This is a genomic window from Frigoribacterium sp. PhB118 (assembly GCF_003751725.1).
GTDB lineage: Bacteria > Actinomycetota > Actinomycetes > Actinomycetales > Microbacteriaceae > Frigoribacterium.
In genome coordinates, this window is sequence record NZ_RKID01000001.1 from 505,501 (window position 1) to 516,556 (window position 11,056).

Annotated in this window: 14 protein-coding genes and 1 tRNA gene; 5 read left to right on the top strand and 10 right to left on the bottom strand. The window is 72.0% G+C overall.

Annotated features, from left to right (window positions below; translation table 11 throughout):
• Positions 1 to 4: 4 nt before the first annotated feature.
• Entirely contained in the window at positions 5 to 2,002 is a 1,998-nt protein-coding gene (locus EDF21_RS02265) for a VWA domain-containing protein (RefSeq protein ID WP_123570153.1), read from the top strand.
• Here the strand turns inward: EDF21_RS02265 and EDF21_RS02270 are convergent.
• The 4 genes from EDF21_RS02270 to EDF21_RS02285 all read right to left on the bottom strand — a co-directional run bounded on the left by EDF21_RS02270 (position 1,971) and on the right by EDF21_RS02285 (position 5,072).
• A complete protein-coding gene (locus tag EDF21_RS02270; RefSeq protein ID WP_123570154.1) occupies positions 1,971 to 2,774 on the bottom strand; it encodes an SCO1664 family protein in 804 nt (267 codons plus the stop codon). The two genes, EDF21_RS02265 and EDF21_RS02270, sit on opposite strands and share 32 nt — an antisense overlap.
• Positions 2,774 to 3,325 carry a DUF3090 domain-containing protein gene (locus EDF21_RS02275; RefSeq protein WP_056045550.1) on the bottom strand — a complete coding sequence of 184 codons (552 nt, stop codon included), beginning with the start codon at positions 3,323 to 3,325 and terminating at the stop codon, positions 2,774 to 2,776. Before EDF21_RS02275 ends, EDF21_RS02270 begins: the two co-directional genes overlap by 1 nt.
• Positions 3,326 to 3,358: 33 nt before the next feature.
• The gene (locus EDF21_RS02280; RefSeq protein ID WP_123570155.1) at positions 3,359 to 4,081 is read right to left on the bottom strand and encodes a histidine phosphatase family protein; all 723 of its coding nucleotides are present in this window, start codon (positions 4,079 to 4,081) and stop codon (positions 3,359 to 3,361) included.
• Positions 4,082 to 4,214: 133 nt separating this feature from the next.
• Positions 4,215 to 5,072, bottom strand: coding sequence for an NAD(P)H-binding protein (locus EDF21_RS02285; protein WP_123570156.1), 858 nt, complete (start codon positions 5,070 to 5,072; stop codon positions 4,215 to 4,217).
• 91 nt (positions 5,073 to 5,163) lie between these two features.
• On the opposite strand from EDF21_RS02285, the gene EDF21_RS02290 reads away from it, so the two are divergent.
• A complete protein-coding gene (locus tag EDF21_RS02290; protein WP_082059742.1) occupies positions 5,164 to 5,532 on the top strand; it encodes a helix-turn-helix domain-containing protein in 369 nt (122 codons plus the stop codon).
• A 16-nt stretch (positions 5,533 to 5,548) separates the two neighbouring features.
• Here the strand turns inward: EDF21_RS02290 and EDF21_RS02295 are convergent, their stop codons facing one another.
• Positions 5,549 to 5,962 carry a hypothetical protein gene (locus EDF21_RS02295; protein WP_123570157.1) on the bottom strand — a complete coding sequence of 138 codons (414 nt, stop codon included), beginning with the start codon at positions 5,960 to 5,962 and terminating at the stop codon, positions 5,549 to 5,551.
• 129 nt (positions 5,963 to 6,091) lie between these two features.
• Between EDF21_RS02295 and EDF21_RS02300 the strand changes: the two genes are divergently transcribed.
• Positions 6,092 to 7,492, top strand: coding sequence for an NAD(P)/FAD-dependent oxidoreductase (locus tag EDF21_RS02300; protein ID WP_056045563.1), 1,401 nt, complete (start codon positions 6,092 to 6,094; stop codon positions 7,490 to 7,492).
• Between the two features lie 53 nt (positions 7,493 to 7,545).
• A complete protein-coding gene (locus EDF21_RS02305; RefSeq protein ID WP_123570158.1) occupies positions 7,546 to 8,157 on the top strand; it encodes a histidine phosphatase family protein in 612 nt (203 codons plus the stop codon).
• Between the two features lie 33 nt (positions 8,158 to 8,190).
• Here EDF21_RS02305 and EDF21_RS02310 read toward each other — a convergent pair whose 3' ends face one another.
• Entirely contained in the window at positions 8,191 to 8,859 is a 669-nt protein-coding gene (locus EDF21_RS02310) for a response regulator transcription factor (RefSeq protein WP_123570159.1), read from the bottom strand.
• 119 nt (positions 8,860 to 8,978) lie between these two features.
• Here EDF21_RS02310 and EDF21_RS02315 point away from each other — a divergent pair, with 119 nt between their 5' ends.
• Positions 8,979 to 9,260 (top strand): GlsB/YeaQ/YmgE family stress response membrane protein, encoded by a 282-nt coding sequence (locus tag EDF21_RS02315; RefSeq protein WP_123570784.1) that lies wholly within the window; start codon positions 8,979 to 8,981, stop codon positions 9,258 to 9,260.
• 97 nt (positions 9,261 to 9,357) lie between these two features.
• Here EDF21_RS02315 and EDF21_RS02320 read toward each other — a convergent pair whose 3' ends face one another.
• The 4 genes from EDF21_RS02320 to EDF21_RS02330 form a co-directional block, all read right to left on the bottom strand.
• Positions 9,358 to 10,035, bottom strand: a complete 678-nt coding sequence (locus EDF21_RS02320) for a DUF6766 family protein (RefSeq protein WP_123570160.1) — start codon at positions 10,033 to 10,035, stop codon at positions 9,358 to 9,360.
• A gap of 5 nt (positions 10,036 to 10,040) precedes the next feature.
• Positions 10,041 to 10,196, bottom strand: a complete 156-nt coding sequence (locus tag EDF21_RS16635; protein ID WP_158612835.1) for a hypothetical protein — start codon at positions 10,194 to 10,196, stop codon at positions 10,041 to 10,043.
• 187 nt (positions 10,197 to 10,383) lie between these two features.
• Positions 10,384 to 10,456: transfer RNA gene (locus EDF21_RS02325), tRNA-Val, on the bottom strand.
• Positions 10,457 to 10,541: 85 nt separating this feature from the next.
• On the bottom strand, positions 10,542 to 11,015 hold the full coding sequence (locus tag EDF21_RS02330) for a peroxiredoxin (protein WP_056045573.1): 474 nt from the start codon (positions 11,013 to 11,015) through the stop codon (positions 10,542 to 10,544).
• Between the last annotated feature and the right edge of the window lie 41 nt (positions 11,016 to 11,056).

Consider the following 11,056-nt stretch of genomic DNA (forward strand, 5'->3'; position numbering starts at 1 on the left):
CGACGTGGCTAGGGCGAACCGTCGCCTGCACCGGGCCGCCCGCTACCAGAGGTACGCCGACGGGCCCGACCCGCTCGCGCCTCCTGCCGATCTCTCCGAAGCACTCGACGCCGTCGGACGGGACGTCATGGCGGGCACGAGCGCCGAGGCGGCGCTCCGCGAGTTCCTCCGGCGCGGTGGTCGCGACCAGACCGGTCTCGACGACCTCGCCCGCCGGGTCGCGGAACGTCGGCGGGCCCTGACCCGCGACCACCACCTCGACGGCACGCTCCACGAGGTCCGTGAACTCCTCGACCGGGCCCTGCGGGCCGAGCGCGCCCAGCTCGCCCGGGACGTCGACCTCGACGACGGCGACCGCGCGCTCGCCGAGCTCCAGCTCGACAGCCTTCCGCCGTCCCCGGCCGGCGCCGTCGCCGAGCTGACGGAGTACCGCTGGCAGAGCCGGGAGGCCCAGGACGCCTACGACGAGATCAAGGACCTGCTCGGTCGCGAGATGCTCGACCAGCGCTTCGCGGGGATGAAGACCGCCCTCGAGAACGCCTCGGACGCCGACCGCGAGGCCGTGGCCGAGATGCTGCGCGACCTCGACGGCCTGCTCGCCGCCCACGCCCGTGGTGACGACACCCCGGAGCAGTTCGACGACTTCATGGCGAAGCACGGGGCGTCGTTCCCCGAGCAACCGGGCGACGTCGACGCGTTGATCGACGCCCTGGCCGCTCGTGCGGCCGCCGCCCAGCGTCTCCGCAACTCGATGACGGCCGAGCAACGGGCCGAGCTGGACGCCCTGGCCCAGCAGGCCTTCGGCTCCCCCGACCTGATGCAGTCCCTCGAACGGCTCGACGGCACCCTGCGTGCCCTGAGACCGGGGCAGGACTGGAGCGGCTCCGAGGGCATGGACGGCGAACAGGGCCTCGGGCTCGGCGACGGCACGGGGGTCTTCCAGGACCTCGCCGACCTCGACGCGCTCGCCGAGCAGCTGGCCCAGCAGTCGAGCGGCTCGTCGCTCGACGACGTCGACCTCGACGCCCTGCGCCGCCAACTGGGCGAGCAGGCCGCCGTCGACGCCGCGGCCCTGCGGCGGCTCGAGAAGGCCCTCCGCGACTCGGGTGCCCTCCGCCGCCGGGCCGACGGCACGCTGGCCCTGACGCCCCGGGCCATGAGGCAGCTCGGCAAGGACCTGCTGCGCGACGTCGCGGCGAAGATGTCGGGACGAGCGGGGAGGCGCGAGTTGCGGTCCGCGGGAGGCCTCGGCGACCGCTCCGGCGCGAGTCGCGAATGGGCGTTCGGCGACACCGAGCCGTGGGACGTCACCCGGACGATCACGAACGCGATCACGCGGACCGCCGCCGGGGGCGGCCGGACCGACGGCGGGGTGCGGATCGAGATCGGCGACGTCGAGGTGCACGAGACCGACGCCCGGACGCAGGCCTGCGTCGCCCTGCTCGTCGACACGTCGTTCTCGATGGCGATGGAGGACCGCTGGGTGCCGATGAAGCGCACGGCCCTCGCCCTACACACCCTGATCACGTCGCGCTTCCGCGGCGACGACCTGCAGCTCATCGGGTTCGGCCGGCACGCCGAGGTCATGCCGATCGAGCAGCTCGTCGCCCTCGACGCGAAGTGGGACAAGGGGACGAACCTCCACCACGCCCTTCTGCTGGCGAATCGGCACTTCCGCAAGCACCCGACCGCGCAACCCGTCCTGTTGATCGTCACCGACGGCGAGCCGACCTCCCACCTCGAGCCTGGCGGTGAGGTCTTCTTCGACTACCCGCCGCACCCCGTGACGATCCTGCGGGCCGTGGAGCAACTGGACGTGGCCCGCCGCCTCGGCGCGCACACGACGTTCTTCCGGCTCGGCGACGACCCGGGGCTCGCCCGCTTCGTCGATGGGATGGCGCGGCGCGTCGACGGCACGGTGACCGCCCCCGACCTGGACGACCTCGGAGCGGCCGTCATCGGGTCGTACGTCAGAACACGGGCCACGGAACCGCCGGCATAGGGCCGTGCGGCTCGGGGAAGACGGAGGACGCGAGCAGGCGGGCGCAGCGGTCGTCGAGCGCCTCGAGTTCGTCCGACGTCACGAGCGGCGCGAGGGCCGTCCCCAGGCAACCGGACAGACCGGCCCGGACGCGCTCGACCCCGGCGAGTTCATCGGTGGTGAGCGGATCGCCGATCCAGCCCCAGAGCACGGTGCGCAGTTTGTGCTCGGCGTGGAAGGTGAGTCCGTGGTCCACGCCGTGCCGTCGTCCGTCGGGCAGGGCGAGCACGTGGGCACCCTTGCGGTCGGCGTTGTTGACCACGACGTCGAAGACGGCCATGCGGCGGAGGGCATCGGTGTCCTCGTGGATCAGGGCGACCGGCCCGTCGTCGCCCTCGCCCTCCAGCACGAGGCGCCACCCGTCGTCGGGCAGGTCGTCGACCGGGACGAGGTCGACGGCGTCCTGCTCCGGGTCGACGTCCTGCCAGAGCTGGACCATGCCCTCGCCGAGCGGGCCGTCGCGCAGCCAGGTGCGCGGGACGACGTCCCAACCCAGGGCCTCGGAGACGAGGTAGGCCGCGACCTCACGATCGGCGAGGCGACCGTCGGGGAAGTCCCAGAGCGGCCGTTCGCCGGCGACGGGCTTGTAGATGACCGACACGTCGCCGAGGCGGGCCAGGAACGACGCGTTCGACGCCGTGCGGATGCGACCGGTGAGCTCGAGCTCGACGTCGTCCGGCGGAACGGTGGCGGACGCCTCGGGGGGAGCGTCCTCGGCCGACGCCGAGGACATCAGAGGTCGCCGGACAGGACGCAGACGTGGCCCTCGGGGTCGATCGGCTGCCCACAGAAGGGGCAGAGCGGTCGACCGGCCCCGACGATCTCGAGGGTCCGAGCCGCGAACGCCCTCGCCGTGCCGACGGGGATGCGGACGACCAGGACCTCGTCCGGCTCGAGCTCGGCCTCGTCGACGTCGGCGTCGTCCGCCACCTCGACCAGCGGGAACGCCTCGATGACGACCTGGGCGGTGGACGGGTCCCAGCCGAGGCTGAGCGCCCCGGCCCGGAACTCGGGCTCGACGGGCTGGTCGAGGGGCTCGTTGTCGACGAGCTCGACCGGGATGCCGGTGGGCACGCTGACCGGGTTGCCGTCGGCGGCCATCACCTGGTCGAGGATCTCGTCGATCTTCTCGGCGAGGGCGGCCGACTGCATCTTCTCGAGGCCGACGCTCGTGACCCGCGACCCGTCACGGGCCTGGAGGTAGAACGCGCGGGAGCCGGGACGGCCGATGGTCCCGACGACGACCCGATCCGGCCAGTCGAAGGTGTGGACGATGGAGGGCATGCCGCGAGTCTACGAGCGCCCCGCCGCCGACGCTCAGGTCGCGGGAGGCTCGTCGCCGGCGGCGTCGCCGCCCGCAGGACCCGCGCCTCCCCCGACGGCGGCGTCGCCGGCGGGAGCCGCCTGCCGCAGCCACGAGAGGTCGCCCGAGTCCGTGTTCGTCGCGACGACGTCGGGGCGGTTCGGCCCGTAGCGCACGATCGACACCGAGGCCGGGCCGACGCTGATGCGCTGGAACAGGTCGAGGTGCATGCCGTAGGCGTCGGCGAGGATCGACTTGATGATGTCACCGTGGCTGACGGCGACCCACACGGCGCCCGGACCGTGTTCGGCCTCGAACGCGGCGTCGTGCCGGCGGACCGCGGCGACCGCCCGGGACTGCATGGTCTGCAGCGACTCGCCACCGGGGAACACCGCGGCCGACGGCTGGTTCTGCACGACCGACCAGAGCGACTCGCCCGCGAGCTCCTTGAGCGGCCGACCCTGCCAGTCGCCATAGTCGCACTCGGTGATGCCCCGGTCGATCGGCGTCGCCGGCCTGCCGGACTGGCGGTCGAGGATCGCCCTCGACGTCTGACGGCAGCGCTCGAGGGGGCTCGACACGACGCCGACGAGCGGCACGACCGCGAGCCGCTCGGCCGTCCGCCGCGCCTGCTCGCGTCCGACGTCGTCGAGCCGGACGCCCGCCGTCCGTCCGGCGAGCACGCCGCTCGCGTTGGCGGTGGTGCGTCCGTGCCGGACGAGGACGAGGGTGGCCATGCCCCGAGCCTAGACACCGACGCTCGCGGCGGGGGCGCGACCGCCCCCGTGCCCACCGAGGACGACGAGGAGGCGCGGTGCCCGTGTCCCGGCACCGCGCCTCCTGCGGTCTCCCGCCCGGCGGTCGGCGTGACTACGCCGAGGCGGCGGAGAGCGCCTCGACGAGCGGGGTCGTCGGGCGGCCGATCAGACCGGAGAGGTCGCCGCTCGTGTCGGCGAGCAGCCCGTCGCGGATGTTGCCGTCGAGGGCGACGACGAAGCCGACCGTGCCCTCGTCCAGACCGAAGCCCCGCAGGCGCTCGGCGTGCTGCTCGGGCGTGAGCGACTCGTAGCGGACGGGTCGGCCCGTGACGGTCGTGAGCGCCTCGGCGAACTCGTCGAAGTCCCAGGCGTGGTCGCCGGACAGCTCGAAGGTGCGACCGGCGGTCGACTCGTCGAGGGCCGCGACCGCGGCGGCCTCGGCGTAGTCCCGACGGCTGGCGCTGGCGAGACGGCCGTCCCCCACGCTCGCGGCGACCATGCCGGAGTCGCGGGCGGTGGCGATCTCGCCGACGTAGTTCTCGGTGTACCAGCCGTTCCGCAGCAGCGTGACGGGCACGCCGGAGGCGGCGAGGTGCTCCTCGGTCGCCTTGTGCTCGGGCGCGAGGATCAGGGGCGAGGTCGAGGCCGCGAGGACGCTCGTGTAGACGATGCGGGCGGCACCGGCCGCCTTCGCGGCGTCGATCACGGCGGCGTGCTGCGGGACGCGCTGGCCCACGGCGTCGCTCGAGATCAGGACGACGACGTCGCCCGCGTCGATGACGGCCGCGATCGTGTCGGGTCGGGTGTAGTCGAGCTCGGCGGTGCGGACGCCGCGCTCGGCGAGGTCGGCCAGCTTCGAGACGTCGCGCGACGTGGCGACGACGCTGTCGGGGGCGGCGCCGCGGGCGAGGAGGGACTCGACGACGAGGCGGCCGAGCTGGCCGGAGGCGGCGGTGACGATCGTGGACATGGTGTTCCTTTCGGTTGCGTGCCCGGGACAACGACGACGATCCACTGGGACTTCCCATCTGCAGGTACGCACCTTTTCGTAAGCTACTGACGTGGACGTCGGAATCGTGAATGCTGCCCGCCCTGCCCCCTCCGGTCGTTTTCCGGCGGAGTGCCCGAGCCGCGTGGTGCTGACCCACGTGACGAGTCGGTGGGGCGTTCTGATCTTGTTGGCACTGGAACGCGGGCCGATGCGGTGGGGCGAGTTGCGACGCGAGATCGAGGGCGTCAGCGAGAAGATGCTCGCCTCGACCCTGAAGACCCTCGAGGCCGACGGCATCGTCCATCGCGCCGCCCAGCCGACGATCCCGCCGCGGGTCGACTACTCGCTGACCGAGCGTGGCACCGACCTGGCCGCCCGCCTCGTGCCGCTCATGGACTGGATCCTCGACAACGCCGACGAGATCGTCGCGGGCCGGTGAGCGATCGGTCGACCGATCAGGACGACGCCCCCGCTGCCAGGTACGTGGACGCGAGGTAGGCCGTCGCACCCACGATGAAGACGACGAAGATCGGCATCGCGACCAGCAGGAACGTCCTCTCGCGGGGCGGGACGTAGGCACTCGACTTCCGCAGGGTCGACGCGAGCATCCCGACCCCGAGGCCGGGGAAGAGCAACAGCGCGAACGTCGGCAAGGAGTGTTCGACGCCGTGTCGCCGATACGGCGTGGTCGTCCACACCGGGACCTGGGTCCAGACGAAGACGACCAGGCCGAGCGAGACGACGATGCCGACGACGAGGGCCACGCGCATCCACCGGACGAGCACCCGCCCCCGAGCGACGTCGTCGTCCGTGAGCGGCAACGTACGGGGCGTGCCGTCGGGCCGGGTCGTCTTCAGGTCGATGGTCACGTGGTGATGCTAGCGAGTCGGGACGGACCTGTCTGCTCGTCCGCCTCGACTTGCCTGCACGGGCGTCCGCCCATCCGCAGCTGGTTGAGTTCGACCTGACGACCGACTCGACGAAGGGGCAGGCAGCACATGGGCATCTCGGAGAAGGACTACGACGTCGCCGTCATCGGCGCCGGTCCGGCGGGCACCGCGGCGGCCCTGCGTGCAGCCGAACTCGGGGCCCGCGTCGTCGTCCTGGAGGCGGGGCGCGAGGGAGGCACCTGCGTGAACACCGGATGCGTGCCCACCAGGGTGCTGGCCAAGACGGCCCGGCTGATCCGCGAGACCCGGCACGCGGACGTCTACGGCGTCGGCGTCGCTCCCCCGACGATCGACTGGGCGACGACCGTCGCGCGCGTCCGGGAGCGCGTCGACGCGGTGCGGTCGATCAAGCGGGAGGCCGAGCGGTTCGAGGCCGCGGGCGTCGAGCTGGTCCACGAGGGCAGGGCCCGGTTCGTCGACGACTCGACCCTCGTCCTCGACAGCGGGCGGACGATCTCGGCGGCGTCGATCCTGATCTGCGTCGGCGGTCACTCGCGCCGACTGCCGATCCCGGGCAACGAGTTGGCGACGGTCCCCGAGCACGTCCTCGACCTGCCGTCCCTCCCCCACCGGGTGGCCGTGATCGGCGCGGGCAACACGGGCGCACAACTCGTGACGGTGTTCGACGCGTTCGGCAGCGACGTGACGCTCCTCGACGTCGCCCCGCGGGTGCTGACGACGTCGGACGCGTCGATCTCGGAGGCGGTCTCCGTCGCGTTCACCGAGCAGGGCATCGACGTGCGCACCGGGATCGACGGCGTCGAGAGCCTCGCCCGAGCCGACGACGGCTCGATCACCCTGACCTGGCGGCAGGACGACGCGCACGCCCGGGCCGACTTCGACGTGGTCGTCATGGCCACGGGGTGGCCGGCGGACGTCGAGGACCTCGGCCTGGAGAACGCCGGGATCGAGGTGGAGCGCTCGTCCGTCCCCGTCGACCGGTACTTCCGGACCGTCGTCCCGCACGTCTTCGCCGTGGGCGACGCCAACGGCCGCGACATGCTCGTCCAGGCCGCCCAGTTCGAGGGGGAGGCCGCCGCCGAGAACGCCGTCCTCGGCGCCAACCGCCGCACGCCGCACCACCTCCTGCCCGCCGGTGGGTTCACCGACCCGGACTACGCCGGCGTCGGCCTCACCGAGGACGAGGCCCGCGAGGCGGACGAGTCGTGCGTGGTCGTCACGATCCCGTACTCGACCGTGGACCGGGCCGTGATCGACGACCGCGAGACGGGGTTCCTCAAGCTGATCGCCGACCGCCGTCGTGAGCTCGTGCTCGGTGCCCATGCCGTCGGTGAGAACGCCGTCGAGGTGGTCCAGGCGGTCACCACCGCCATGGCCGGCGGTGTCGACGTCGCCACCCTGGCGGAGGTGCGCTTCGCCTACCCCACCTACAGCGCGGTGATCGGGATGGCGGCCCGGGCCGTGCTGGCGGATCGCACCGCGCGCTAGGAGTCGGCGGGCGCCGTGACACGATGGACGCTCCGCCCCGACCGAAAGCCACGATGCGCCTCCTCCTGATCCGCCACGGCGAGACCGCCGACAACGTCGCCCGCACCATCGGCTCGCGCCCCCCGGGCCCGCCGCTGTCCCCGCTCGGCCGCGAACAGGCCGCCGACCTCGGGACGGCTCTGGCGGGCGAAGCGATCGTCGCCGTGCACTCCTCGCGCCTGCGCCGGGCCGGTGAGACCGCCGCGATCGTCGCCGAGGGTCTCGGCCTCCCCCACCACGAGGTCGATGGTGCCCACGAGATCGACGCCGGCGACCTGGAGGGTCTGCCCTACGCCGAGGCCCTGCCCCGGTACGCCGGCACCATGCAGCAGTGGTGGACCGACCCGGAGGCGCGCATCCCCGGTGGTGAGAGCGGCAGCGAGTTCACGGCCCGGTTCCGCGGGGCGGTCGATCGGGTCGTGGCGTCGACACCGGCCGACTCGACCGCGGTGCTCGTCTCGCACGAAGCCGCGATCTGCGTCTGGGCGGCCGACACCGCCCGCAACCTCGACGCCGCGTTCAGTCGCACCCACGGACTCCGCAACACGGGGTCGGTCGTCCTCGAGGGCTCGACCGAGGCCGGCTGGGTCGCCGTCTCGTGGGACGGCGAACCCCTGGCGCACTGACGCGCGCGTCCGTCGACGGCGCCGCAGCGCCTCCTAGGGGCCGCCGAGCCAGTGGTCGATCCGATGGTGGTCCGGCCGGAAGCCGTTCTGGACGCCCCACAGCACCGCCTGCGTCCGACTGGTCGCGCCGATCCGCCGGTAGACCGACCGGATGTACGACTTGACCGTGTTCGGACTGAGGTAGGTCAGTGCCGCGACCTCGGCGTTGCTCTTCCCCTGGGTGATGAGGGCCAGGATCTCGGACTCGCGGTCGGTGATGCCCTCGCGGCGGCCGGGCCAGTCGAGGCCCGGTGCACTCGGCCCCCGCCCCCGCACCTCGCTGACGACGCGCTCGCCCCGGTGGACCGCCTCGAGCGCCTCGACCAGCTCGCGGGCACCGAGGGTCTTCGACAGGTACCCGTGCACGCCCTGCGCCAGAGCCGACTCGACGAGCTCGGGGTGGAAGTTCCAGGTGTAGACGACGACCTTGCCGGCCGCCGGGTTGGCGACCAGCTCGGCGAGCTCGTGATGGTCGGACTCCGGCTGGGCGAACGAGTCGTAGAGGACGACGTCGACCCGGTCGGACAGCGACGTCGTGGCGTCGATCTCGGCGACGACGACCCGGTCGCGGTAGCGGTCGAACATGTGGGCGAGACCGGCGAGCACGACGTCGTGGTCGTCGACGAGTGCGACGGTGATCGACCGGGTCGGAGCGAGGGGCATGAGGACACCATCCCACCCCGAGGGGTGTGCCGCCACACCTCCAGGGGTGGTCTGCTGGGTCCTGCGACACCACGGCACCGACGGTGCCGGTCGCCCATCTCTCCCGGAAGGAGAACACCATGATCGGTCTCATCATCAGCTTGCTCGTCGTCGGCCTCATCGCAGGGTTCATCGCCCGCGCGGTCGTCCCGGGTCGCCAGAGCCTCTCGATCGCCATGACGATCCTGCTGGGCATCATCGGTTCGTTCGTCGGAGGGTTCCTCGGCTTCCTGCTGTTCCAGCACGACCCCACGGACGGGTTCTTCCAGCCCGCCGGCATCATCGGCTCGATCATCGGCGCGATCGTCGTGCTGGTCGTCTGGGTCGCCGTCTCGGGTCGCCGCGGCGCCGCTCGCCGCTGATCCCGTTCCCGGTCGGGGCGGCCGCGGACGGCCGCCCCGCGGGCATCGTCCTGCCGGCGGCGTCCGCGGCCCGCAGGACGGAACGACGACCTCGTGCTCAGGCGGACTCCTCCGCGCTCGTGGTGTGCGGTGCCCCGACGGGCTTGGACTCACTCGAGCCACGCTGGCGGAGGAAGATCGAGAACACGATCATCGCTCCGACCGCCAGGAACTCCGACTGCCAGTTCTGCAGGGTCCTGTTCCAGAAATCCGGGGACGTGACGTACTGGAGCCAGGTCTCCGGTGGTGCGCCGTGTTCCGCGTTCTCCTCGTTCGCGACCACGGTCCCGCCGAGGGACTGTGCGAGCCAGGACGACACGAAGAGGGCGCCCATCACCAACAGGAGCGAGTTCGAGTACACGATGGATGCCCATCCGCCCCGGCGCGCCCACGCGGGCGACCCCGGCCGCGCGTGGTCTCCGACCGATTGTGCCTCGTCGCTGCCGAGGCCCTCGTCCCCCGGTCGCTTCGACTCGGGCGACCCGCGTTGCACCAGCCAGATCGTCGCGGCGATGAACAAGAAGAACTGCAAGAACTCGGACTGCCAGTTCTCGGCCACGTCCACCAGGAAACTCGACGACGACACGAAGTCCCAGTAGGCGAGGAGCGGAAGACCGTGCACCGCGAGTTCCTCGTTGGTGGCGGCGAGCCCGGCGAACGACTGGCCCACGAGGGCGGCGACGAAGATCACGAGGAAGGCCGTGCTGAGCCCCTGGTCTCGGATGGCTCGACGCATCCTCGTCACCGAGCCGTCAACGGGACGGCGATCATCACGACGAGTCCTGCGACGATCACGCCCATCCACAGCCAGAAGACGGCGCGCATCCCCCGCGTCGATCCGGCGTCGTCGTCCTGCCGATCGCTCACCTGGTCACCCTCCTCGACGGGAATCGCCACGAGGCAGTCCTACGTCACCGACTGCGCGGCGACAAGGGGCTTGCTTTCTCCTCCGGGTGCTGCTGTCGGACCGTCGCCAGCCACGCGCCGACGTCGACGCCCGCAGGCGCGACCCGACACGGCGTCCGTGTCCCGCCGGGCCGTGCGACCGAGGAGAACCGCGGTCGTCCGACCACCGTTCGTGAGGTGGGCCCTACCGGGCTCGAACCGATGACATCCACGGTGTAAACGTGGCGCTCTACCAACTGAGCTAAAGGCCCTCGCACCGGGACGAGCCGGGCGAGCGACTACAGGTTAGCGGGTGGACGAACGGACCCGCGCCTCCTGCGATCGTGATCGCGGTCGTCAGGCCGAGACGGGGACGAGGAGGTCGAGCGCGGCGCGGTAGTCGGCGAGCGAGCGCTCCTGGCCGGGCTCCGTGCCGAAGTGTTCGCGGATCACCCCGTCGACGTCGATCAGGAAGGTGGTGCGGGTCGCGAAACCCTTGTTCTCGAGGAAGACGCCGTACTCCTTCGAGACCTCGCCGTGCGGCCAGAAGTCCGCCAGCAGGGTGAAGTCGTAGCCCTTCTCCTCGGCGAAGGCGCGCAACGTGGCCTTGGAGTCGACGGAGACGACGAGCAACTCGACGCGGTGGTCCTGGAACATCGCGAGGTTGTCGCGGAGGGTGCAGAGCTCTTTCGTGCAGGTGCTGCTGAACGCCAGGGGGAAGAACACCAGCGCGACGGGCTTGACGCCCCGGAAGTCGCTCAACCGGACTCGCTCGCCGAACTGGTTCGGCAGGTCGAAGTCGGGAGCCTGGATGGCGTTCTCCAAAGCCATGGGTGCGTTCCTTTCGCGTCGACCCGGGCGGTCGGCGACTG

Coding starts and splice junctions, on each gene's coding strand:
- EDF21_RS02270 (WP_123570154.1), bottom strand. CDS start 2,774: ATGTCCTCGGCGTCGGCCGAGGACGCTCCCCCCGAGGCGTCCGCCACC.
- EDF21_RS02330 (WP_056045573.1), bottom strand. CDS start 11,015: ATGGCTTTGGAGAACGCCATCCAGGCTCCCGACTTCGACCTGCCGAAC.
- EDF21_RS02320 (WP_123570160.1), bottom strand. CDS start 10,035: ATGCGTCGAGCCATCCGAGACCAGGGGCTCAGCACGGCCTTCCTCGTG.
- EDF21_RS02315 (WP_123570784.1), top strand. CDS start 8,979: ATGATCGGTCTCATCATCAGCTTGCTCGTCGTCGGCCTCATCGCAGGG.
- EDF21_RS02305 (WP_123570158.1), top strand. CDS start 7,546: ATGCGCCTCCTCCTGATCCGCCACGGCGAGACCGCCGACAACGTCGCC.
- EDF21_RS02300 (WP_056045563.1), top strand. CDS start 6,092: ATGGGCATCTCGGAGAAGGACTACGACGTCGCCGTCATCGGCGCCGGT.
- EDF21_RS02275 (WP_056045550.1), bottom strand. CDS start 3,325: ATGCCCTCCATCGTCCACACCTTCGACTGGCCGGATCGGGTCGTCGTC.
- EDF21_RS02285 (WP_123570156.1), bottom strand. CDS start 5,072: ATGTCCACGATCGTCACCGCCGCCTCCGGCCAGCTCGGCCGCCTCGTC.
- EDF21_RS02310 (WP_123570159.1), bottom strand. CDS start 8,859: ATGCCCCTCGCTCCGACCCGGTCGATCACCGTCGCACTCGTCGACGAC.
- EDF21_RS02280 (WP_123570155.1), bottom strand. CDS start 4,081: ATGGCCACCCTCGTCCTCGTCCGGCACGGACGCACCACCGCCAACGCG.